At 57.5% G+C, this 21,632-nt stretch carries 20 protein-coding genes and 1 tRNA gene; 4 read left to right on the top strand and 17 right to left on the bottom strand.

Translation table 11 applies throughout. From position 1 onward, the window contains the following. Nucleotides 1–25: 25 nt before the first annotated feature. The 10 genes from speB to AC2TCY_RS12790 form a co-directional block, all read right to left on the bottom strand. Complete coding sequence (gene speB, locus AC2TCY_RS12835; protein ID WP_480847847.1) at nucleotides 26–868, bottom strand: agmatinase; 843 nt, start codon at nucleotides 866–868, stop codon at nucleotides 26–28. Then, nucleotides 865–2,034, bottom strand: a complete 1,170-nt coding sequence (gene nspC, locus AC2TCY_RS12830; protein ID WP_480847846.1) for a carboxynorspermidine decarboxylase — start codon at nucleotides 2,032–2,034, stop codon at nucleotides 865–867. The genes speB and nspC overlap by 4 nt, the downstream gene beginning before the upstream one ends. Nucleotides 2,035–2,119: 85 nt before the next feature. Beyond that, nucleotides 2,120–3,343 carry a saccharopine dehydrogenase family protein gene (locus AC2TCY_RS12825; RefSeq protein WP_480847845.1) on the bottom strand — a complete coding sequence of 408 codons (1,224 nt, stop codon included), beginning with the start codon at nucleotides 3,341–3,343 and terminating at the stop codon, nucleotides 2,120–2,122. A gap of 25 nt (nucleotides 3,344–3,368) precedes the next feature. Beyond that, entirely contained in the window at nucleotides 3,369–5,258 is a 1,890-nt protein-coding gene (gene speA / locus AC2TCY_RS12820; RefSeq protein ID WP_480847844.1) for a biosynthetic arginine decarboxylase, read from the bottom strand. Nucleotides 5,259–5,359: 101 nt separating this feature from the next. After that, nucleotides 5,360–6,445 (bottom strand): DUF1513 domain-containing protein, encoded by a 1,086-nt coding sequence (locus AC2TCY_RS12815; RefSeq protein ID WP_480847843.1) that lies wholly within the window; start codon nucleotides 6,443–6,445, stop codon nucleotides 5,360–5,362. Nucleotides 6,446–6,448: 3 nt separating this feature from the next. After that, nucleotides 6,449–7,459, bottom strand: coding sequence for an imelysin family protein (locus AC2TCY_RS12810; RefSeq protein ID WP_480847842.1), 1,011 nt, complete (start codon nucleotides 7,457–7,459; stop codon nucleotides 6,449–6,451). Nucleotides 7,460–7,462: 3 nt separating this feature from the next. Next, a complete protein-coding gene (locus AC2TCY_RS12805; protein WP_480847841.1) occupies nucleotides 7,463–8,959 on the bottom strand; it encodes a di-heme oxidoreductase family protein in 1,497 nt (498 codons plus the stop codon). A 7-nt stretch (nucleotides 8,960–8,966) separates the two neighbouring features. Beyond that, nucleotides 8,967–9,452, bottom strand: a complete 486-nt coding sequence (gene bfr, locus AC2TCY_RS12800; protein WP_480847840.1) for a bacterioferritin — start codon at nucleotides 9,450–9,452, stop codon at nucleotides 8,967–8,969. Continuing rightward, entirely contained in the window at nucleotides 9,400–9,693 is a 294-nt protein-coding gene (locus tag AC2TCY_RS12795) for a (2Fe-2S)-binding protein (protein ID WP_480847839.1), read from the bottom strand. Before AC2TCY_RS12795 ends, bfr begins: the two co-directional genes overlap by 53 nt. A gap of 151 nt (nucleotides 9,694–9,844) precedes the next feature. Further along, nucleotides 9,845–11,113: an imelysin family protein gene (locus tag AC2TCY_RS12790; RefSeq protein WP_480847838.1), complete on the bottom strand. Its 1,269-nt coding sequence runs from the start codon at nucleotides 11,111–11,113 to the stop codon at nucleotides 9,845–9,847. A 361-nt stretch (nucleotides 11,114–11,474) separates the two neighbouring features. Between AC2TCY_RS12790 and AC2TCY_RS12785 the strand changes: the two genes are divergently transcribed. The 4 genes from AC2TCY_RS12785 to AC2TCY_RS12770 all read left to right on the top strand — a co-directional run bounded on the left by AC2TCY_RS12785 (nucleotide 11,475) and on the right by AC2TCY_RS12770 (nucleotide 13,829). Next, on the top strand, nucleotides 11,475–11,615 hold the full coding sequence (locus tag AC2TCY_RS12785) for a hypothetical protein (protein ID WP_480847837.1): 141 nt from the start codon (nucleotides 11,475–11,477) through the stop codon (nucleotides 11,613–11,615). A gap of 190 nt (nucleotides 11,616–11,805) precedes the next feature. Further along, nucleotides 11,806–11,994: a hypothetical protein gene (locus tag AC2TCY_RS12780; RefSeq protein WP_480847836.1), complete on the top strand. Its 189-nt coding sequence runs from the start codon at nucleotides 11,806–11,808 to the stop codon at nucleotides 11,992–11,994. A gap of 512 nt (nucleotides 11,995–12,506) precedes the next feature. Then, nucleotides 12,507–13,490 (top strand): hypothetical protein, encoded by a 984-nt coding sequence (locus AC2TCY_RS12775; protein WP_480847835.1) that lies wholly within the window; start codon nucleotides 12,507–12,509, stop codon nucleotides 13,488–13,490. Nucleotides 13,491–13,493: 3 nt separating this feature from the next. Continuing rightward, a complete protein-coding gene (locus tag AC2TCY_RS12770; RefSeq protein WP_480847834.1) occupies nucleotides 13,494–13,829 on the top strand; it encodes a Pepco domain-containing protein in 336 nt (111 codons plus the stop codon). Between the two features lie 334 nt (nucleotides 13,830–14,163). Here AC2TCY_RS12770 and AC2TCY_RS12765 read toward each other — a convergent pair. The 7 genes from AC2TCY_RS12765 to AC2TCY_RS12735 form a co-directional block, all read right to left on the bottom strand. Then, nucleotides 14,164–14,240: transfer RNA gene (locus AC2TCY_RS12765), tRNA-Met, on the bottom strand. 38 nt (nucleotides 14,241–14,278) lie between these two features. Continuing rightward, entirely contained in the window at nucleotides 14,279–15,298 is a 1,020-nt protein-coding gene (locus AC2TCY_RS12760; protein ID WP_480847833.1) for an alpha/beta fold hydrolase, read from the bottom strand. Nucleotide 15,299: 1 nt separating this feature from the next. Continuing rightward, nucleotides 15,300–16,772, bottom strand: coding sequence for a flavin-containing monooxygenase (locus tag AC2TCY_RS12755; protein WP_480847832.1), 1,473 nt, complete (start codon nucleotides 16,770–16,772; stop codon nucleotides 15,300–15,302). A gap of 82 nt (nucleotides 16,773–16,854) precedes the next feature. Then, the gene (locus AC2TCY_RS12750) at nucleotides 16,855–17,658 is read right to left on the bottom strand and encodes a PaaX family transcriptional regulator C-terminal domain-containing protein (protein ID WP_480847831.1); all 804 of its coding nucleotides are present in this window, start codon (nucleotides 17,656–17,658) and stop codon (nucleotides 16,855–16,857) included. Between the two features lie 58 nt (nucleotides 17,659–17,716). After that, nucleotides 17,717–19,741, bottom strand: a complete 2,025-nt coding sequence (paaZ, locus tag AC2TCY_RS12745; protein WP_480847830.1) for a phenylacetic acid degradation bifunctional protein PaaZ — start codon at nucleotides 19,739–19,741, stop codon at nucleotides 17,717–17,719. A 35-nt stretch (nucleotides 19,742–19,776) separates the two neighbouring features. Beyond that, nucleotides 19,777–21,129 (bottom strand): TRAP transporter large permease, encoded by a 1,353-nt coding sequence (locus AC2TCY_RS12740; protein ID WP_480847829.1) that lies wholly within the window; start codon nucleotides 21,127–21,129, stop codon nucleotides 19,777–19,779. After that, nucleotides 21,129–21,632 carry a TRAP transporter small permease gene (locus AC2TCY_RS12735; RefSeq protein WP_480847828.1) on the bottom strand — a complete coding sequence of 168 codons (504 nt, stop codon included), beginning with the start codon at nucleotides 21,630–21,632 and terminating at the stop codon, nucleotides 21,129–21,131. The genes AC2TCY_RS12740 and AC2TCY_RS12735 overlap by 1 nt, the downstream gene beginning before the upstream one ends.

The following is a 21,632-nucleotide window of genomic DNA, read 5'->3' as shown; positions in this document are numbered from 1 at the left end:
TGGCCCGCCTTACCCAGATGCCTTTTCAGCAACTTGCCATCAGGCGATAGACGATCTGCGCCGCGGTAAAATCCCAGGCGGCATTGCCGTCCGGTGCCAGTTCAACAACGTCGAATCCGACACATTTACGACCCCTGAGCGCGTGTTCGACCAGCCGCAGGGCTTGGTAGTAGCCAAGGCCACCGGGTACCGGCGTGCCAGTGGCGGGCATCAATGACGGGTCCAGACCATCAACATCAAAGCTGACATAGACCAACTCGGGAAAATCCTTGGGCAAATCGACTGCGTGGATGTTTCCGGTGACTAATTCCTCGGCGTCCATGTGAAAGACATGGTTTTTCAGACGGCTCTTAGCTTCTTCGGTTGAAAAGGCGCGCACGCCGAACTGGGCCAGCCGGATGCCTTCCTCGGCCAGCAAGTGCATGACCGATGCGTGGGAGTGTTTTTCGCCTTGGTAGGCATGACGCAGGTCGGCATGCGCATCAACCTGGACGATTCCGATCGGTTGCCCCAGCGCGCGTGCGACGCCCATCACTGCGCCGTAGCTGAGCGAGTGTTCGCCCCCTAAAACGACGGGTACCTTGCCCGCGCGTACCGCCGCCTCGGTTCGCTGGGCCAGACGCTCCATAATCTCGGGTAGGGCAGCATCACAATCCAGCTCGGCCTCGGTAAAGATACCCTCGACGCAAGGTTCCGCGTGGCCGGTGATACGTTCCAGTTCATTGCTGGCCTCAATGATAGCTTCAGGACCCTTTGCAGTGCCCGAACCATAGGATACGGTCCGCTCCAGCGGGACTGGGATCACGCGGAACCGGGCATCTTCGGTACGCTCGGATGCGGTCAGTTCGCTGTCGAGGAAAATGCTCATGAGAGTCTCTCTTTGAAGTCGTCATACCCGAACTGCTTGATGATTTTCAGTTCGTCCGTTTCGCTATTCCACAGCGCGATAGTGGGCAGGGGGACGCCGTTGAAGGTGTTGGTCTTGACCATCGAATAATGCGCCTGATCGAGGAAGGCAAAGCGCTGACCGATCTCGAGCGGCCGACCCCATGTGTAGTCGCCGATGATATCGCCGGCCAGACAGGACGGGCCCCCAAGGCGATAGGTATGGCCCGCTTCCGCCTCATCCATCATGGCAGGGCGATAAGGCGCTTCGATGACGTCGGGCATGTGGCAAGTGGCCGAGATATCAGTGATAGCAAGTTCCATGCCATTGGTCGGCAGGTCGAGGATTTCACCAACCAGAATGCCCGCGTCTAGTGCAATGGCTTCCCCGGGTTCGAGATAGACGTCGATGCCGTATGTCTCGCGAATGTCCTGGAGGAAGGCCACCAGCCCTTCACGATCATAGTCCTCGCGGGTGATGTGATGGCCACCACCGAAGTTCAGCCATTTGAGCTGATCGATGTGTGGCGCAATTTTCGGCGCGACAGCCGCCCAGGTACGTCGCAACGGTTCGAAGCCTTGCTCGCACAGCGTGTGCATATGCAGGCCATCGACTCCGGCCAACGCTTCTTGGGACAGTTGGCTGACCGGGGTACCCAAACGTGAGCAAGGCGCGCAGGGATCGTATTTGGGAACCTCGCCCTCGGAGTGTTCGGGATTGATGCGCAGGCCGACCTGAACGCCTGCGGCTAGTGCTTTGGCAAGGAACCGGTCCTTTTGTGCCGGAGAGTTGAAGATGATGTGGTCGGACAGAGACAGAATTTCGTCGATATCGGCGTCCTTGTATCCGGCGCAGAAGGTTGCGACCTCACCGCCATATTCTTCGCGGCCGAGCCGTGCCTCGTAGATACCGCTGGCGCAGGTGCCGCCGAGATACTGGCGCACCAGCGGGGCGAGTGAGAACATCGAGAACGCTTTGAGCGCACTCAGGACATGCGCGCCCGAGCGTGTACCGATATCGGCGAGGATGCCCAGGTTCTGTTTGACGGCCTTTTCGTCCACCACGAAACAAGGTGTTGGGACGCGGTTAAGGTCGAATTTGCGGAAGGCTCCGGCGTCTCCGGCCTGCGTGGTCATCATGTCGGTCATGTCCGGCGTCTCCTGAATGTGGAGAGGCCGGGGGCGCTGCCCCCGGACCCCCGCCGTATTGGTGAACAAGAAGAAGTTCTGGGGATCAGAAGTCGACCGGCCCGTCCAGTTCATGAACCTGCCACGGGAGGCCGTGTTCGTTCAGCATGTCCATGAAGTTGTCGGGGTCGAGCTGCTCCATATTCCAGACGCCCGGCTCGGACCAGTTGCCTTTCAGCACCTGCGCGGCGCCGATCATGGCGGGGACGCCGGTGGTATAGCTGACAGCCTGGCTGCCGACCTCGGCATAGCATTCTTCGTGATCGCAGATGTTGTAGATGTAATAGGTCTTCTCGCCCGAGCCGTCCTTGGCCTGACCCGTGGCGATGTCGCCGATGCAGGCCTTGCCCTTGGTTTCCGCACCCAGATCGCCGGGATCGGGCAGCAGGGTTTTCAGGAACTGGATCGGGATGATTTCCTTGCCACCATGCATCACAGGATCGATGCGGGTCATTCCGACATTTTCCAGCACCTTGGCGTGGGTGATGTAAGCGTCGCCGAAGGTCATCCAGAAGCGGGCGCGCTCGATCTCGGGGAAGTGGGTCGAGAGCGACTCCAGTTCCTCGTGATACATCAGGTACATGTTCTTGGGGCCGATGGCGGGGAAGTCGAACTCGACCTTATGGGTCATGGCGGGGGAGTGTCGCCATTCGCCACCTTCCCAGTGGCGTACTTCGGCCAGCACTTCGCGCAGGTTTATCTCGGGGTTGAAGTTGGTGGCGAATTCCTGATCATTCGAGCCGCCATTTGCGTCCAGCACGTCGATCTGGCGGATCGTGTCCAGCTTGTGTTTCCGGAGCCAGGTTGCGAAGACACTGGTCACGCCTGGATCGAAGCCTGAGCCGAGGATAGCGGTCAGGCCAGCCTCTTTGAAACGTTCCTGATAGGCCCATTGCCAGTGGTATTCGAACTTCGCCTCATCCTCGGGTTCATAGTTCGCGGTGTCGAGGTAGTGGATGCCCGCCTCAAGACACGCATCCATCAGAACCAGATCCTGATAGGGCAGGGCGAGGTTTACGAGGATCTCCGCACCCGTTTCTTTGATCAGCTTGACCGTGTCTTCGACCTTGTAGGCGTCCAGTTCAGCGGTCGCGATGTCTACGCCCACGCGCTCTTTCACTGCTTTGGCGATGGCGTCGCATTTTGATTTGGTGCGGCTGGCCAGAGTGATTTCGGTGAAGATGTCCGAATTCATCGCCATTTTGTGTACGGCCGCGTGCGATACGCCGCCCGCGCCGACAACCAGTGTTTTGCCAGTAAATGAACCCATGGGGGTGATCTCCTCTCACAGGGGGTTATTCGTAATAGGTGTAGCCGTTGATCGAGTCGCGGTAGGCGCTCATCAGGGTCTTGCGGTCTTTTGCCATCAGAGTACCGGTCGAGATCGCCTCGTCCACCATTTTGCGGAAGGCGGCGACGCAATCGTTGGGGTCGAATTCGACATAGGACAAGACCTGGCTGATCGTGTCGCCCTCTTGTTCGTGCAGCAGGTCAAAGCCGCCATCAGGACGCAGGTCGATGGTGACGACGTTAGTGTCGCCGAACAGGTTGTGCAGATCACCCAGCGTTTCCTGATAGGCACCGACAAAGAAGACGCCCATAAGGTATTCGTGATCTTCGGGCAGGGAATGCACCGGCAGGCTGGGTGAAACACCGTCAGCCAGAATGAACCGGTCTATCTTGCCGTCGCTGTCGCACGTGATGTCGGACAGGACCGCACGGCGGTCCGGTGTCTGGTTCAGGCCCTGCAACGGCACGATCGGGTGCAGCTGGTCGATGGCCCAGACGTCCGGCAGGGATTGGAAAAGCGAGAAGTTGCAGTGGTAGATGTCTGCCACTTTCTCAAGCTGATCGTCTACATCAGTGTCCAAATCATCACTGGCCGCCAGCGCCTTGAGGCGGGCCATCAGTGACAGGTAAATCCGCTCGGCTCGGGCCATCTGGCGCAGATCGACATAGCCACGGCGGAACAGGGCACGCAATTCGTTGCGATAGAAGGTGGCGTCGTTCCAGCATTCCTGCAGGCGGTCTGTGCTGAGATAACTATGAACGGCGGCAAGGTCCGAGACGAGGTGGTGATCGTCAGCATCGACTTCGGGGCCGTTGGGCGCATCGTAGAGCGTGCTCTCCAGCACGTTGAACACCAGCATCGAGGATGTCGCCACCACCGCACGCCCGCTTTCGGTGACCAGTGTGGGGTGGTTCACCTCAGCTTCATCCATTGCATAGGCTACAGTCTCCACGACATTGGCGCAGTATTCCTCGACCGTGTAGTTGATCGAGTTCTCGGCAGCCTTCTTCTCGCCCGTATAATCCACACCCATGCCGCCGCCGAGGTCCAGATGGGTCAGCGGTACGCCCTCGCGCGTCAGTTCGGTGTAGTACCGGCAGGCCTCGCCCACAGCGCGGCGCACATCGTTCACGTCCTGCACCTGTGAGCCCAGATGCGAATGTTGCAGTTTCAGGCAGTGTAAAAGCCCGGCATCGCGCAACTTATCCACCACGGCAACCAGCTGATCGGTGTTCATGCCAAAGGCCGACCGGTCGCCCGAGCTTTCCTCCCACTTGCCACTGATCTGGTTGGTCAATTTGACCCGTACGCCGATCAGAGGTTCGATGCCCAGCTCGTTATAGACAGCGATGACGGTGTCGGCTTCTTTAGGGCTTTCCAGAACGATGACGGTGTTGAACCCGATCTTGCGGCTGAGGATGGCAAGCTGAATGAACTCGGCGTCCTTGACGCCGTTGCAGACGATCAACGCCTCGCGCGCCAGACGATGCGCAAGTGCAACCACCAGTTCGGGTTTCGACCCGGCCTCAAGCCCATAGTTGTATTTCTGGCCAAACTCGACAATGCGGTCGATCACCTGCGCCTGCTGGTTCACCTTGATCGGGAAAACACCGCGATAGCTGCCCTTGTAACCGGTACGCGCAATGGCATCGCGGAAACTTTCGTTGATGTGGGCGATCTCGTTTTCCAGATAGGAGCTGATGCGCAGGATCATCGGAGACTTGATGCCGCGCTGATCCAGATCATGCAGGATGCCCGGCAGGCTGATCGCATCCGTTTCGGGCGCCATTGGATTGCGCAGACCGATCTCGCCCCGTTCTGTCACCTCGATGAGGCCTTTGCCCCATTTCTCAACCCCGTAGATGGAATGCGGTGCGTCAGGCGTCTGTTTCAATCAAGTCAGTCCTTGCGGTTCGGGTGCCAGTTTCGCGCCCGCCAATACGGCAGGAGTTTGATTCTTCCAAGTGTAATCTATGCGACTGGCTTTTCCGAACTTTACCGAGACCTGCTGATCGGGATCAGATGGTTATCCCATTGGCAGTCCAGTTGGGCGGCAACCCTTGGGCTGTTGCGACCCAAAGTCCCGAACTGGCCGGTGCCGGTGGTAAAGACCAACCCTTCCGAACCCGCGCCGAGGCCGCAGACATCCTCCAACCGGAACGCGCCGGTAAATGCGCTGCTTGCCACATCAAACCGGTGCAGCGCATTGCCGCGCGGGCAGGTGATAGCAATCGTGCCTCCGTCCGCGGAAAAGGCGATGCTACCCGCATAGCCTTGCAGAGTGTTTTGTTCGATTTCGGGCGCCGTCAAAAGGCGAAGTGCCCCGCCCCGGCTGTGAAGGCCTAGCAGGGGCGGGTGCTCGGTTTGACTGCCCTGCCATTGCATTGCAAACCCCACCAGACCGTCACGGCGTACGGCAAGATGGCGGATCGAGTCTTTACGTAAATCGGATGGCAACTCAACCTGCTCTCGCACGGTGCCTGACAGATCCGTATAGGTCAGGTTTGGTTGCATCGTAGGCAGGTTCAGCTTGGTGCGGCCGGTGTCAGGGTGTGTTTCGATGCCACCGTTTGCAATAACCAGAATGTCGCCGTCCGGCATAAGCCGCATGTCATGGGGGCCGATGCCGCCGGACGAGAACTCACCCAGCCGCTCAAAGGTAGCGGTGTCCCAGACGCCGATCACTCCGGTTCCGACGTCAAAGTCGTTTTCCGTAGTGTAGAACCGGGCGCCATCGGACGAGAAAACGCCATGACCAAAGAAATGGCGCCCATTGGGCGCATGAATCTGCTCAACCGCTTGTCCGGCGGCGCAGTCGATAACCAGAGCGAATGTTCCCGGACGGCGAGCAAACGCTACAGCCAGTGCCCGATACGGATGGGCCGCTGCGGCGTGCCCTCGGGCGGGTAGGGGTAGAGAGAACAGGATCGTCCCGGCGGCATCCAACCCGGCCAGCCGGTATGATCCGTCAGGAAACAGGCCCGCAGCCAGAAAATCGGGTGCGCCGACCGCTCCCCATCCGGGGGCAGGGGCAAGCGTGGCGGCGGCAAGGCCAGCCAGGAAATGGCGACGGGTGGTCATGGCTCAGTCTCCATCGAGAGAATTGAAACCAGCGCTTATTCCGAGGGTTGGTCCAAGGTCACTGGCTACAATTGCGCGGATATCGTTGATCGATTGCTGCAGCGCCTCGACGCGCAGTCGCCCTTGCGGAGTCGCGACGCCCGCAAACGACGGGTCGTCCAGCGACCGGGCACGATCGACCGCTTTTCCGAAGGCGGTATCCAGATTACCTGCGATTTCAGGGTGATCGAAGGACAGCCGCGCCGCCAGATCTCGCAGTGAGATCAAAGACAGCTCAACGTGACGCGCAGAGCGCTCGGAACGCCGTGCCTCGGCTCTTTTTGGACGCGGCCGATCGTATGTGCCCAGAGGACGGCCAAGCCGCGTTTCCGCCGTGAATTGCAGCCCGCTGCTCAGGGCTTTGAACAGCTCCTGCAAGGACTCCTCTTCTGACCGATAAGGGCTGCCTGATCCGGGCTGCATCAGCATCGGCGCATAGGATTGCCAATCGTCGTTCATGGCTGTGGCATTGCGATCGATATCATTCGTAATGGCGCGGATCAGATCGCAACGGTATTCGTCACTCCCTTTGGTCGCAAAAGCCGGATCGAACAACATGAGTTCCAGCGCGAAAAACCCACGACTTGCGATCGATGTGGCGGCGAAGCTTTCGGGATCACCCACAGCTACATCTTCGTCGTCGATGAGTTGCGACAGTGACTTTGGTGTAAACCCCTTGGTGTCGGGCCAAAACGCCAGCGCAAAGGCACGGTCATCGGTTTCAGTCGGGCCAAAGCGTAGATGGCTGGCGAATATCCAGCCATCAAAAGCAGTATCATATGCTGCGTGCAACCCGGCCGAACCCGGTGCGCAATCGTTCTCGGCTGCGGATTTCAGCTTTCCCGCAACATCGGCAAGTTCCGCAAACTTCGGCAAAACGTGCGCTTCGGTGACATCGTTCAAGATCGGCGCGCGATCTTGTGCCGTGACGGACAAAGGCAGCAGACAGGCGGTGACAAGGCTAAGAATGCGCATGAGTCAGAGGCTCTCGAGAAATCGGATCAGAGCGTCGCGGTCAGCCTTTGGCATCGAAACCACTGTATCGCGTGCGGCTTGCGCTTCACCTCCGTGCCATAGAATTGCTTCGAGCAAGGACCGGGCGCGACCGTCATGAAGGAACTGCGTGTGCCCTGACACACGTTCTGTCAGACCGATACCCCACAGAGGAGGCGTGCGCCATTCCTGCCCTGTTGCACGAGCTTCCGGGCGGTTGTCGGCCAGACTCTCACCCATGTCGTGCAGCAACAGGTCAGTGTAGGGCCAGATCAGTTGAAAACTGTGCTCCGGACGATCGGGCATCCGATGCGTGACAAAAGCCGGAGTATGGCATCCAGAACAATCCGCTGCGTTAAACACTTCTTTGCCGCGTAGGACCTGTGGGTCGTCCACATCCCGCCGCGCCGGGACACCGAGGTTGCGGCTGTAAAACGCCACAAGTTCCATGCCAATCTCATCGATTTCGAATACGCGCGCGTCCTGATCCCCATGGGGGGCGTTTACACAGTCGACCTGTTCAGTAGTGCAGTCTCCTTGCGGGTCCGGATAGAGTGGGCTGGAGATTCCGATGTCTCCGGCAAATGCGGCAGAGGATTGCTCCATCACTGTGGGCATCCCTGCTTTGTGGCCAAAGCGGCCCATCATGGGTTGGTCGAATTCGGTGGACCACACGATATTGGCTCGACCCGAGATTCCGTCTCCGTCGACGTCATCAGGATCAGCATTGGCCAGCAGATCTTCGACCGGGATGGACTCAAGCAAACCCAGACCGATCATCTGAGGCGCCACGCGCGGGCTGAGCATAGCCTCAGGATGCAGCGGCCCATAACCCAAGTTCGCCGCTGTGTAGCTCGGGCGGCGCAAAAAGGCTATTTCACCGTCAGAAAGCTCAACCGGGATTTCTTCGTAGGTGATTTCCAGCCGATATTCGGCGGGGTGCCCGGCCAGGGCGAAATCCTGCATCTGGCCGCCGTAATTTGGGTCGGGCAGAGTGGCGATATAGTCTTCGATTTCGGCGTAGCCATCCTTGGGCGTGCCGGGGATTGAAACCCTCAGAAACATTGAGACAGCAGTGTCGTCCGCCCCGTTCGGAGTATGACCGCGCCCGTCCTTGATGTGGCACCGCTGGCACGAGCGCGCGTTATACAGTGGGCCAAGCCCGTCTGACGCCTTTGTGGAAGACGGGGATGACACCCAGATCTTTTTGAACAACCCGTTACCGATCTTGAAATCCAGCTCTTGCTCAAAGCTGATATTGGCCGATGGTTGAGAAAACGAATCCGCGTCGGTTCGCACACGCACTGTCGCGGCCCCCGCCGAAAGCTCCTCGAAGCTCTGCGGCGCGGAAAAGTCGCCAGGCACGGCTGTTGCGACCGATACTCGGGCGCGTTCGTCTTCTGTGCGGGGAAGGGTGTTCAGGTGAAGGTCCTGCAGCTCGGCTGACAGGGCGGGGGTGGCCGCATGTGCGGCCACCAGCATTAGAAGGCTACTCGCCCTCGTCCATTTTCGATGCGTTGAGTTGCGCATAGTTGGCTTCGCCAATCCTTTCATAGAGGTCGAGCTGCGTTTCGAGGAAGTCGATATGCCCCTCTTCGTCGCGTATCAATTGCTCGAACAGAGACATTGAGGCGTAGTCAGCGGCCTCGCGGCAATATTCGCGAGCCTCGACATAGAGTGCACGCGCATCATTCTCGGCAGCTAGATCACATTCCAGCGTTTCCTTTGGTGTCTGCCCGATCCTTAACGGGTCCAGCTTCTGAAGATTCGGATGACCTTCGAGAAAAATGATCCGCTCGATCAACTTGTCGGCGTGGCCCATTTCCTCGATGGATTCCTCGCGGCTTTTCTTGGCCATGTGACCAAGGCCCCAGTCTTCCTGTAGCCGATAATGTAGCCAGTACTGGCTGACGGCTGTCAGCTCATGCCGCAGAGATTTGTTTAGATATTCTAATACCTTGGGATCGCCCTTCATTGACACTCTCCTGTGTTACTGCGGTGCGCAGCGCGCGCAGTTGCATTGGCACTTCCAGATTATCATTTGACTTCATAGTGTCTAGAAAAAGGGACATGCATCCGCCACAATCCGCTGATTTTCCAAGGGCGTGGTAGATTTTCCCGGGCGTGATTATGGCCTGAGAATCCGACGTCCGCATCCAATCAATGGCGGCGCGAATGTCGTGATCCGAGATGTTGGTGCAGTGGCAAACGATCATGGCGATTCGACCAGTTTCACATATCCTACCTAAATACTAGGTTATTGAGGTAAGGTCCAGCTTGATGATGCAGATCTTTGTGATTTGCGAGGTTGGAGGCGCGAGAAGCGCGCCTCCGATGCGACCGGGAGGGGGAACCGGCCGTCGCGGTTTATTGGAAAACAGCGCTGGGGTCATCCAGACTGTCAGAACCTTCGAAATCGATCTGATCCAAGTCCAGCGTGTTAACAATACGCTCGATGGTCTTGGTTTGATCGACCAGACCGTCAACGCCACCCATGATCAGTGCTTCGCCACCGACATTGCCGCGCTCGAGCATCTGGTCATAGGCAAACCCAGCCTCGGCCGTCGACTTGATGCGACCCAGTGCTTGCATTGTTGTCGCCAGCTTTGCTTTCATCTCGGTGTCCAGCGCCGGGTCGGCTGCAACCACCAGATCCGAGAGCGAGGCACCGGAAACCGGAGTGCCGTCGATGCGTGTGTAGCTACCAAGATAGACGTTCTGGATGCCCAGGCCGTCATAGTAATGGCTGTTGTGAGTGTTGTCGGCAAAGCAATCATGCTCTTCTTCGGGGTCGTTCAGCATCAGGCCCAGTCGCATCCGCTCTCCCGCCTGCTCACCGTAGGACAGTGAGCCCATTCCGGTCAGGATCGCGGCGACACCAGCGTCTTCGTTTGCGGTCAGGGTAGCGCGTGCTTCGCCGCCTTCCTGCCACTGAGCCGCCATCCACTCCAGGTCACTTACCAGCAGGTCCGTTGCGGCGCTCAGATACTGAGCACGACGGTCACAGTTGCCACCAGTGCAGTCGTCGCCTTTGGCGTAATCGGTCCAGGGGCGATTGCCGGCACCGGTGCCGTGGCCGTTCAGGTCTTGGCCCCACAGAAGGAACTCGATGGCGTGATAGCCTGTGGCAACGTTTGCCTCGATCCCATCCGCCTCGTGCAGAGTGTCGGACAGCAATTCCGGAGAGATTTCGCTGGCGTCAATGGTTTCGCCGGAAAGCTCAAAGCTTGGGTTTGCTATGACGTTCAGAATCGAGAATTCGTTTTCGTCGCTTGGACCGCCATAAGACGCATCAACATAGTCGATCAAACCTTCGTCCAACGGCCAGGCATTCACTTTACCTTCCCAGTCGTCGACGATGGCATTGCCAAAGCGATAAACTTCAGTTTGCTGATACGGCACGCGGGCTGCAATCCATGCTGCGCGCGCTTGATTCAGAGTGGCATCAGACGGGTCGGCAATCAGAGCGTTTACCGCCGATTTCAGTACTTTTGCAGCCATCAGGCTGTCGCCATACTTGGCCTCGGCAATGTTGGCATAGGTGCTCAGCACGTCCGCTTTGGACGGGGTTTCAGCCAAGGCGGCAGTTGCGATGCACAGCGTCAGGGCACTGGTTGCCGCGAAAAACTTAGTCATTAGGTTTGTTCTTTCTGGTCAAATCGGAATTCGGTTCCCGCGATGTGTCGGGGACTGGCGCGTTGATTTCTGAGCGAAACACTCAACTATGTCAACCTGAGTTTTTTTATCGGATTAATTTTAAGTCAACTTTCCCGAATTCGGTATCGGGCTGTCGGCAAAGGAAACCCCGATTCAACGCCTGTATCACAAATGGGAAAAACTCGGGAACCGCTACGGTGACCTTATTGACGAAAACAACGCGCTGACGGCCCGCTGGAAGGCCGAAGACAACCCGGATCGGCACGACCTGACCGAGGATCACTATTCGCAGTTTGTCGAGCCGGTCTGTGACGAGTTTTTAGAGGTCGAGGTTGAATTGATGAAAATCCCGGCGCAGGACTTCAAAGACGTTGCTATCAAGGCCCGCGTTTCGGCTCGTCAGGACGGTGTGATTGACAATGAGTTTAACAGGCTGATCCGAGAGGACGCGGATAGACTGTTTGGGCACGTGAATATCTGAAACATCCTAGGCCGAGACACCCAAGAGACCGCCCCTTGAACCGGGCGGTTTCCTTGCTCATGTAGATAGGAAGTCGTCTGCACCGGAACGCAGGCGCGATAGGGTTCAGGCCCTGTTGGTCAAGGTAAGGTAAGTTTCGGCGTGGTCTCTTTCCCCGGCAACGTGCCGGATCATCAATTGGAGAATGACCATGAAAGCCTATAGCGAAACCACACTGCGCCGGAAACTGGATCAACTCGGTTACCGGCTATCCAAGAAAAACGGCAGTTACATGATTGCCAACCACAGCCACGGCGGGGCGATACACCTCATATCCCAGATAACGCCGTTCTGCCTGGATTTGGATGACGTGAATGATTGGTATCGCGAACTAAGCTGAATGCCCCAGCTTGCAGCCGCCCCAGCTTTGGGGCGGTTGTTTTGCAGAATACACCGACACGCAGCCCCGCGCTCCAGAAAGAACGGAAGGGTATCCATACCGTGGACCCCTTTCCGCTATGCTGGAAAGAATTGTCGCGGTTTTCACGCTGCGCGGAGAAACGCTGAGCATTTCAGCAGCCTGTTGGTGGTTGGGCAAATTTGCCCCACCTGAGTGCTGATTGTCGCCGCGCTCCATTTTCGCCAACTTCGCCGCCACCATTGAGCGTTGGCTTTGAGCCCTTAACTGCCGTTTTCGGAGGTCTGAGGTGCCGCAACCGCATTGGTCCAGTATAGCCCCTTTTGGACGTTGGATTCCTGCGGGCGGGACGGGACCTGATATTCGCTGCGGCAAGCACCGACGACCTCTACGCGACAATCATTCGTTTCCCACTATTTCCCGAAAACTTGTTTGGCGAGCAAATATACCGCACAATAGGGAGTATTTAAGATTGGAGTTTTTGAGGTCGTGATATGCTTGCCAACGAGATTGCCGACGCCATTGTTCCCCCTGAATTGCCTGAATTGAAACTCAGCATTTTGGCAGAGCAACGCCTTGAGCGCGATAGTTCAGGCGGAGAAATCGATCCACTCGCCAAACGCATTCTGTATTGGAATGACTTGTTACAACAAATCCTATTTAATAACCGTGCCAAAATCCTTGATCGAATGGGGCTTAGCATTTTTGAGGAGCGCTTTGGTCCCGTTTCTATTTCCTCCGGTTTTGTAAAGGTACCGGAACGCCTCTATGCCGACGAAATTATCCACGAGGCGCGCAAAAATACGCCCTATGTCTTCGGCGTATCCCTCATCGGATTGGAATATGTCGAGGCTTTTTTGGAATCGCCACATGTACTGGATATGGGAGAGTTCAACGAGCAACTGAGCGGCGTTCCCTTAGTGGTCGAACAGGGCAGCATGCAGTATTTTTCCGCGCCGAACCTCGCGAACGCGACCTCCACCTGTTGGGCGCTATGCAACCAACAATGGAGTGTTCTCACTGCTGCACACACGTTCAACTGGCTGAACCAGAGTCAAAACGTTTGGTTTCAAGGCGGTATAATGGGTCGTCTCGCAAACATTGCACTCTACCCAATTGACGGTGCAATTGTCGACATTAATCGGGTTCCGACAGAACAAGCTATACAACTCCTTCCCGAGCCCAACCCGCAACCGAATGAGGACTTCGAATTCGATGGGATGATGTCACAACGTGTTTGCGGCAAGGTCACAACCGTAAGCGCTTTGCAAGGCGTGACCGACCCAATGGAGCCGGCGCGCATCCGCTTGGACACCGGTGGGCAACCGGGCGACAGCGGTGCGCTTGTACGCAGCCTTAAGACGGGACTAGGTTTAGGCCTTTATTCGGGCATCATCGATACCGGCGCTCGGAAATACAATATTTCGCAAGGCCTTGAGCAGGTAGCTAACGTATTTGGTATTCAATTATGGGAGTAACTCATGTCAGACGAATTTAAGCTATATGTCATAGATCCCGAAACAGAGCAGGCTCTCGGTCCCGGCGCTCCGGCACCAAGCGGCCAATTCCAAGGTCACATGCTCAAGCTCTTTCGCCGCAACAAAGAAATCGACCCTGCTGCCCTGCAACAAAGCTGGCAGAATACTAACACAGTGGTTATTAACATGATCAAGGACGCTGAGGCCAAAGAAACAGACACAACCATGCGCCTGAACGAAATTGAAGTCACCTTGTCTATTAGCGGTGAAGGTACAGTAGGTTTTGTGTCAGGTAAGGCTGAAGCGGGTATCGTACTCAAATTTGCTCGTAGTGAATAGTCAAACATCGCTGCAAGGGCTGTCTCGGGTGCCCGCGTATTATAGATTAGGCACCAAGAATTTACGTTTGTCCGGGAAATCGTACAAAATTGTCCAGAAACTGCCGCCGCGCTACATAAGGCTTTCTGCCATCTGTTTGTGGGGATAAGGGGCTATCCTTAATTTGAGGACAGGCCAGAACCTCCCAAGGCCTCACATTCGGCTGACCATTTTGTTATGGTGAGAAATGGATGCTGACCGTCCGATTCACGCACTTTTTCCGAAAAACGCACAAAAAAACGCACAAAATTGTGCGCGGCGTGGGTGCTGTTTGTATGTAAGCTGTTGATTTTACTGGTAGCGGAGGAGGGACTTGAACCCCCGACACGCGGATTATGATTCCGCTGCTCTAACCAACTGAGCTACTCCGCCACGAGTGAAAGGCGATTTAAGGGAGGGGCGCAGGAGGGTCAAGAGGGAAATGCACGGGATGCGTGGGAATCTTTTGTCCTTTCGGTGCCGGACTGATTTGAGGGTTGGCGATCGGACAAAGCGGCTTCTGATACCTTTCGGATAAAGGCCGCGCAAGCTTGCGGTGCGGTTATTGGAATCATATGACCCCGGCCTTCCAACTTCTCAAAACTCAGCCCGAATTGGGTCATCGTGTTCCCGTGTATGTCATGACGCAGAACCGGATCTTCAGCTCCAAAGAGGATCCCGCCCGGGACCTGAAGACCCGGGTATCTGAGACTCAGTGCTTCGATGCTTGCTTCGGCTCCGATGACATCCTGAGACGCGGTGATGAAGGCGGATGGACGCAAGCCCAGAGCGCCTCCGGCTCGGTCCAGGAAGTCACTCGGGGCAGGTTCCGGGGCGAAGACGTCTTTCAGAACCAACGGTGCGGTCTTGCGCGCCAATGGCACCGCGATCGTATGACCGATCAGGCGGCGTAGCCATTCGGTGCGAATTTCCAGCGGCTTGAAAACTGGAGGAGTGGAAGGCATTTTTTGCGTCAACGGGGCCAATAGCGCCAACGCAGTTGTGTTCGCAGGATAGCTCAGCGCCATAGCCAGGGCGACTGCGCCTCCCAGCGAATGCCCTACCAGAGTCGCGTGCAAAATGCCCTTTTCCTGCAAGAATTCATGAATCATGCGCGCCTGTTCAGGAAGCGTGGCCATCGCAGCGGAGTCACGGATGGAATAGCCGCAGCCGGGGCGGTCGACAGCCACAAGGTGGTACTCGTTCGCCAAGTCGTCCATCAGCGCGTATGTGAAATGCTGCAACTGACCAGACAGCCCATGGATCATCACGATAGTCGGGTTGGCCGGATCTCCCTTTTCGACATAATGGATGCTTCCACCCTGGACCGGTAATATCTGCCCCAGTTGCGGCACAACCTGGACTCCTTGGCGTGTCAGGCGGCGCGTCCAAAGGTTCATGCCCAGCAGGAAGAGGACAATAACGGCGAGTATCGTCAAAATTACCGCCATGTCAGGGGTCTCCGTTCGAGGATCGGGTGATGGGATGGTATTGTTCCAGTCCGGATTGCGCCATGCGTTTCTGGAACTCTGATACGGTGCCGGGCCAAAGCGTCGTGTTGCGCCCGCTTGCATCCTGGTACCACGAAGTGCATCCGCCCGTCTGCCAGACACTGTCCCTGTGCCGGTTCTGCATTTCTTGTGTGAACACAGCTTGCTTTGCCGGATCAGGCGTGACGCCATGGAATCCTTGGTCCTGCACGTTCGCCAGAATGCGGCCGATATGTGCGACCTGCGCCTCGATCATCAAAACTACCGAATTGTGACCCAAACCAGTATGCGGGCCGAGCAGGATGAAGAAATTCGGAAAACCTGCGATGGCCGTTCCCAGGTTGGCCTGCATCCCATTCGCCCACGCTTTTTGAATAGTCATTCCACCGGCGCCTGTTATTTCCAACCGCTCGACAGCGTCGGTGACGTGAAACCCAGTTCCCCAGATCAATACGTCCGCCCGATGTTGTGAACCATCATATGCCTTGATCAGGTTGTTCTTGATCGATGCGACACCATGCGGAATTACTTCGACATTGTCTCGCGCCAGAGTTGGATACCAGTCGTTTGAACTGAGAATTCGTTTGCAGCCGATCCGATAGTCGGGTGTCAGGATTTTACGCAGGCTGGAATCCGAAATGGCCTTGTCCAACGCTTTCCGCCACATCTTCATGGCCAAACCGACTGCGCGCGGTTCGCCTTGAAAGACGCGGTGGCGAAATTCAAACAGGGTATAGATCAGGCGACGACGTATCCGAGGCAGCAACGGTAGCCGACGATACATTCGGCGCACCCAAGGCGCGATGGGCCCGTCCGGGCGCGGCAGCACATAAGGCGCGCTGCGTTGGAATATCGTGACCTGACCTGCGGACCTGGCGATCTCGGGTACGAATTGCACCGCAGATGCCCCAGTTCCAATTACGGCGATCCTTTTTCCGTTCTGGGGGATATCGTGGTTCCACTCGGCCGAGTGAAAGCTGGGGCCGGAAAAGCTGCTGGCGCCGGGGATGTCGGGAACACGCGGGATATGCAGCGCACCGATTGCCGAAACCAGAAACCGAGCGGACCATTGGCGCCTGTCTCGGGTTTCGATTCGCCAGCGTGAGCCATCCCAGCGAGCGGACTTCAACTCCTGATGAAACCTGCAGAGATCGTAGAGACCTTCGGTCCGGGCAACGCGTTGAAGGTAGGACTGAATTTCCGCGCCACAAGCATATGCGCGGCTCCAGTCCGGATTCAGATGCGTCGCCATCGAATAGAGATGAGAGGGTATATCACAGGCAACGCCGGGGTAAGTGTTTTCGCGCCACGTTCCGCCGATGTCACTGGCTTTTTCCAGAATGGTGATGTCTCTGATCCTGCGCTTGCGGGCCTCTATGGCCATGATCAAGCCCGAAAAGCCTGCACCGATGATCAGCATGTCCGTTTCAGTCACGTGCGCCTCTCTTCTTTGCTGCAAGGTTACCCGGTTTCAAATTAGGCTGTTTGGCAGGCCTGTGAACAGTCTGCCTTTGGGATCACGCAGTGCTGTTCAGGAAATTCAGCGCCGGGCGCGGTAAGGTGTCCAGCAGTTCGAACACGGCATTCCGACATTCCGGACCGGTCCAGTCGGACGGAAAAAACTCGGCAGGCAGATCCGGTTGACGCAAAACAACCCGCCGCCAGCGATGTACCAGCAACGTGCGCAACGTTGCGCTTTGGGCAGGAGTCGCCGCCCAATCCGCCGGGCGCGAGAGGGCAGCCTGTCGCACATCCTCCAGTAGCGATCGGCACGCCAGTCGCAGATCCGCCGGGCAAAGCCGATCCTTAACCCACTGCGGTGCGGTGTGCGCAGAGACTTCGAACGCCAGCAACCCTTCGGTCTGCTTGGGCACGGGACCCGGGCCAAGCGCCACGTTGCGGGCTATCGGCGTGCAGTCGTAGCTGAGCATCAATTCGTCCAAAACATGCGAACCGCCTCCATCCTCGGCGATCAAAAGATGCCATTGGCGGTTTGGATCAGAGCTGCGGGCATAGATGCGCGGCGTGACTGCCGCGGATTGCGAACGCCCGTAGTCAGTCAGGAAATGTCTCGACACGCGCCCGATGCGGTCACTTTCGATCCAGCCATCCTTGCGCAACCTATGCAAGGCTACGCGGATGGCCTCGGGTTTGATGCCAATGGGTTCGATGACACGGGTTAGGGCGCCGCCGGAAATCTGGGCGCCTGGCTCTTGCGCCAAATCTCCGAAAAGAGACACGATAATCGACCACACCCGCTGATCCCGCGGGTCCGCCAATTCGGCAACGGCCGTTTCGAACCACGTGTCCTGGCTGATCATATAGCCAGTTTAACCCTTTCGGGGAAATAAGAAAATCACATTTCCCGATCGCAGAAAGTCAGTGGGCGCACATCGTCAGAAGTTCATACTCGGCAACCTGCTCGTCGTCCTGATTGGTGACCGTAACGTGCCAGCGTACTTCACCGTATTCAGCGTTGCGCAGAGTCTTCTGCTTGACCGTCAGACGCACTTTGATGCTGTCTCCCGGAACGACTGGCTTCATAAAGCGCAGCCCGTCCAGACCGGTATTGGCCAGAACAGGGCCTTCGTTCGGTTCAACGAACAGACCGGCAGCGAAGCTCAGCAGCAGGTAGCCATGCGCTACTCGACCTGGGAAGAAGGGGTTACGGGCGGCGGCGTCTTCGTTCATATGGGCATAGAACGTGTCGCCGGTGAATTTGGCAAAGTGCTCGATATCCTCCAGCGAAATGGTGCGCGGTGCGGTGTGCAGGGTTTCCCCGATGCTCAAATCGCCAAACTTGCGCGTGAAAGGATGCGCGGGACCGGTAATCTCGGGCGCGCCGGGGATCCATTTGTCTCCGATTGCCGACAGCATCCGGGGTGAGCCCTGAAGGGCCGTGCGCTGCATGTAATGCATGACGCCACGCACACCGCCCATCTCTTCGCCGCCGCCTGCGCGGCCTGGTCCGCCGTGCACCATATGCGGCAGAGGTGAGCCATGGCCGGTGGATTCAGCCATCGAGTCGCGGTCATTGATATAGATACGCCCGTTGTAGGCCGCAGCACCCAGAACAACGTTACGCGCGACGTCCGGATCGTGCGTGATCAGCGACGATACAAGCGAACCTTGTCCACGATTGGCCAGTGTCACCGCATGATCCAGGTCACGATACCCCATGATTGTAGAAACCGGGCCGAATGCCTCGGTATCATGGACGCGCTGGGCATTGTCCGGATCGGCGCAGTGGAACAGCATCGGCGGCACAAAGGCACCGGTATCGGGTCCTTCGACATCGAACGTCTCAGGGTCGCCAAACACCCGCGTTGCCTCGGTCCCAATAAGTTCGGCCTTGGCAAGCACATCCGCCTTTTGATCATTGGATACCAGCGCTCCCATGCGCGTTGTGTCCAGCCGCGGGTCGCCAATCGTGACTTGCGCCAACCGTGTGGACAGTGCATCGATCACGGCCTGAGTTTGCGTGTCCGGCACGATGATCCGGCGGATGGCGGTGCATTTCTGCCCCGCCTTTGTGGTCATCTCACGGGTGACTTCCTTGACGAATAGATCAAATTCAGGTGTTCCAGCCACCGCGTCCGGTCCAAGGATCGAAGCGTTGAGGCTGTCCTGCTCCGCCACAAACCGAACCGAGTTTTGCACGATAGCCGGTGTTTGCCGCAGTTTCAGCGCCGTATCCGCCGAGCCGGTGAAACTGACCACATCCTGACAGCCCAGACGATCCAGCATGTCGCCAAGGCCACCTGTCACCAATTGCAGCGCACCATCGGGCAGGATGCCGCTGTCCAGCATGATCCGCACCGCCAGTTCGGTGACGTAGCAGCTGTTGGTCGCTGGCTTCACGATCGCGGGCACTCCGGCCAGTAGGGTAGGGGCCAGTTTCTCCAACATGCCCCAGACGGGGAAGTTGAAGGCGTTGATGTGCACCGCCACGCCTTTCAGCGGGGTGCAGACATGTTGCCCAAGGAACGTTCCATTGCGCGACAGCTGTTCGACATCTCCGTCAAGATAGACATGCGCGTCCGGCATCTCTCGTCGACCTTTTGAGGCAAAGACGAACACGGTGCCGATCCCGCCGTCGATATCGATCAGGTGATCCTTTTGAGTGGCACCTGTCTCGAAGCTGAGGTCATAGAGCGCCTGTTTGTGTTCCGATAGTGCCTGTGCCAATGCCTTCAGCATGCGGGCGCGCTGATGAAAAGTCATGGCGCGCAGGGCAGGGCCGCCGGTGTTGCGGGCGTAGTCCAGCATCGCCTGCACGTCGAGTTCGGCATTGCCTGCCGTGGCAAAGGGGGCGCCGGTGATGGCCGAAGCGATAGTTCGTGCGCCGGAACCGGGCGCAATCCAAGCGCCAGCGGCAAAGCTGGAGATCTGATGCAGGGACATGTACGTCCTCCTATTGAATTTCGTTCGGCCGGGGCTCAGTGCCCCAATGCGCCCATCTGTTGTGGCAGGTACAGAACCACGATGGGCACCAGCACGATCAGTGCCAGCCGGAAGATGTCGGCGATCCAGAACGGAGTAACGCCGCGAAAGATGGTGCCGGTTGAGACGTCTCCGACCACACCCTTCAGGATGAACACGTTCAAACCGACAGGTGGCGTGATCAGCGAAATTTCTGTGACGACCACAACAACGATGCCGAACCAGATCGGGTCGTAACCCAGTGATGTGACCAGCGGGAAAAAGATCGGCACGGTCAGCAGCAGCATCGATAGGGACTCGAAGACGCAACCCAGAATGATGTAGATGCCAAGGATCATCAGGATCACGACAAACGGTGACACGTCATAGGCGGTGACCAGAGCAATCAGTGCTTCGGGCAGGCCGGCCAAGTTGATGAAGTTCGAAAAGATCTGCGCGCCGATCAGAACGGCGAACAGGGCGGATGCCGTAAAACAGGTCTCTTTCAAAACTTCGAACGTTGATCCCAGTGTCAGCCCGCCCCGGAAAAGCGCGATCAGAAACGCTCCGGCGGCGCCCATGCCTGCGGCTTCGGTTGGTGAAAAGGTCAAGTTCAACGGCTCAAAGTCAAACGCGCCGTAAAGCCCGCCAATCACCAGAAAGAACAGCAGCAAAACGGCCCAGACTGACCCGAGTGCCCGCACGCGTTGAGACCAGCTGGAGCGCTCGCCTGCAGGGCCGGATTCGGGGTTGCGCCATACAGTCCAGCGCACGGCGAAGAGATAGAACAGGATACCCAGGATGCCGGGGATGATACCTGCCATGAACAGCTTGCCGATCGAGGTTTCCGTCAGCAGCCCGTAGATGACCAGAATGACCGACGGCGGGATCAGGATGCCCAGCGTGCCGCCGGCAGCGATAGATGCGGTGGACAGCTCATCCGAATAGCCATAGCGGCGCATTTGCGGCATAGCGACCTTGGACATGGTGGCGGCTGTGGCCAGCGATGATCCGCAGATGGCCGAGAACCCTCCGCAGGCGGCAACTGTCGCCATGGCGATACCGCCGCGCATATGACCCATAAAGGCGTTGGATACGGCGTAGAGTTCGCGGGCCATTCCACCTTTGTTGACGAACAGGCCCATCAGAATGAACAGCGGGACAACAGACAAACCATAATCCTGCGCGGTGTCGGTGATCTGACGTCCAACCATGGACATGGCGGCCTTCAGTCCCCGTTCGTCGAAAATGGACCCGCCGCGCTCATAGGCAAAGCCCAGCGTTCCAACCAGACCCATGGCAAAGACGATGGGCAAGCGCATCAGGACGAGGATCAGGACAATCGCAAATCCGATCAGTGCGGCGGTCATCAATTAGTCTCCGAAAGGATGTGAGGGGCAAAGAACCGCAGCAGGCCGGTGGCGATCATCACCACGGCAGTCACGGCAACGGACAATGTGATGAACCAGCCGATCAGATAGGTCGGGATCGAGAGGTACTCGGTCACATCCCCGTAGTCTCGCGCTCGCTCGGCCAGAATCCAGACGCGCTGAACCGGCCAATAGAGCATCACTCCGCTGACTAGGTAAATGACCAGATCGCGCACGCGGGACAGGTGCAGGCGATTGAAAATGCCGTCGGTCAGGTCCACAGCGATATGACCGTTCGTGGTCGATACGATGGGCAGAACGGAAAACACCAGAATGGCCATCAGAATGCGGGTCAGCTCGGTCGCAGCTTCAATTGGTGCACTCAAAACCGACCGCAAAATGACGTCGCAGAAGGTCATGATCATCAGGATGAAGAGCGCAACGCTGGCCACGACCACCGGAAGGATGCTGGCACGGCGTATAAACTGGATAAGGGGGGACAT

The organism is Ruegeria sp. HKCCD7181 (genome assembly GCF_057221055.1).
This window is presented reverse-complemented; position numbering and strand designations above follow the sequence as displayed.

Coding starts and splice junctions, on each gene's coding strand:
- AC2TCY_RS12775 (WP_480847835.1), top strand. CDS start 12,507: ATGCTTGCCAACGAGATTGCCGACGCCATTGTTCCCCCTGAATTGCCT.
- nspC (WP_480847846.1), bottom strand. CDS start 2,034: ATGACCGACATGATGACCACGCAGGCCGGAGACGCCGGAGCCTTCCGC.
- AC2TCY_RS12815 (WP_480847843.1), bottom strand. CDS start 6,445: ATGACCACCCGTCGCCATTTCCTGGCTGGCCTTGCCGCCGCCACGCTT.
- AC2TCY_RS12825 (WP_480847845.1), bottom strand. CDS start 3,343: ATGGGTTCATTTACTGGCAAAACACTGGTTGTCGGCGCGGGCGGCGTA.
- AC2TCY_RS12810 (WP_480847842.1), bottom strand. CDS start 7,459: ATGCGCATTCTTAGCCTTGTCACCGCCTGTCTGCTGCCTTTGTCCGTC.
- AC2TCY_RS12770 (WP_480847834.1), top strand. CDS start 13,494: ATGTCAGACGAATTTAAGCTATATGTCATAGATCCCGAAACAGAGCAG.
- AC2TCY_RS12785 (WP_480847837.1), top strand. CDS start 11,475: ATGAAAATCCCGGCGCAGGACTTCAAAGACGTTGCTATCAAGGCCCGC.
- AC2TCY_RS12750 (WP_480847831.1), bottom strand. CDS start 17,658: ATGATCAGCCAGGACACGTGGTTCGAAACGGCCGTTGCCGAATTGGCG.
- AC2TCY_RS12735 (WP_480847828.1), bottom strand. CDS start 21,632: ATGTCCCCCCTTATCCAGTTTATACGCCGTGCCAGCATCCTTCCGGTG.
- AC2TCY_RS12780 (WP_480847836.1), top strand. CDS start 11,806: ATGAAAGCCTATAGCGAAACCACACTGCGCCGGAAACTGGATCAACTC.
- paaZ (WP_480847830.1), bottom strand. CDS start 19,741: ATGTCCCTGCATCAGATCTCCAGCTTTGCCGCTGGCGCTTGGATTGCG.
- AC2TCY_RS12805 (WP_480847841.1), bottom strand. CDS start 8,959: ATGCTGGTGGCCGCACATGCGGCCACCCCCGCCCTGTCAGCCGAGCTG.
- AC2TCY_RS12790 (WP_480847838.1), bottom strand. CDS start 11,113: ATGACTAAGTTTTTCGCGGCAACCAGTGCCCTGACGCTGTGCATCGCA.
- AC2TCY_RS12795 (WP_480847839.1), bottom strand. CDS start 9,693: ATGATCGTTTGCCACTGCACCAACATCTCGGATCACGACATTCGCGCC.
- AC2TCY_RS12740 (WP_480847829.1), bottom strand. CDS start 21,129: ATGACCGCCGCACTGATCGGATTTGCGATTGTCCTGATCCTCGTCCTG.
- AC2TCY_RS12760 (WP_480847833.1), bottom strand. CDS start 15,298: ATGGCGGTAATTTTGACGATACTCGCCGTTATTGTCCTCTTCCTGCTG.
- speB (WP_480847847.1), bottom strand. CDS start 868: ATGAGCATTTTCCTCGACAGCGAACTGACCGCATCCGAGCGTACCGAA.
- bfr (WP_480847840.1), bottom strand. CDS start 9,452: ATGAAGGGCGATCCCAAGGTATTAGAATATCTAAACAAATCTCTGCGG.